1 protein-coding gene is annotated in these 370 nt (G+C 68.1%); it reads left to right on the forward strand.

Annotated features, from left to right (window positions below):
- Nucleotides 1-370: rhodanese-like domain-containing protein (locus tag EN859_RS35890; protein ID WP_135913647.1), on the forward strand; the 370-nt coding region annotated here is incomplete at both ends.

Consider the following 370-nt stretch of genomic DNA (forward strand, 5'->3'; position numbering starts at 1 on the left):
GACGACATGCGGCCGGTCACGCGCGACGAGCTTCAGGCGCTGATGCGCGACGGGCTGGTGACGCTGATCGACGTGCGCCCGGCGGACGAGTTCGCGCTCGGCCATGTGCCCGGCGCGATCAACGTTCCGCTCGGCGAAATCAAGGCGTGGTCGGCCGGCACCGATGCCAGCAGGGAAGTCATCGCCTACTGCCGCGGCCCGTGGTGCGTGATGTCCTTCGAGGCTGTCGCGGCGCTTCGCTCGCTCGGGCATTCCGCGCGCCGACTCGAGGACGGTATGCCGGAAGGGAAAGCCGCCGGCCTGCCAGTGGAAGTGATCAGCGCTCGGGCAATCCTGCCAATTTCAAGGCTTCAACCACCTGGTCCGCCCA

This window comes from Mesorhizobium sp. M00.F.Ca.ET.216.01.1.1 (assembly GCF_004010325.2).
In the GTDB taxonomy this organism is placed as follows: Bacteria; Pseudomonadota; Alphaproteobacteria; order Rhizobiales; family Rhizobiaceae; genus Mesorhizobium.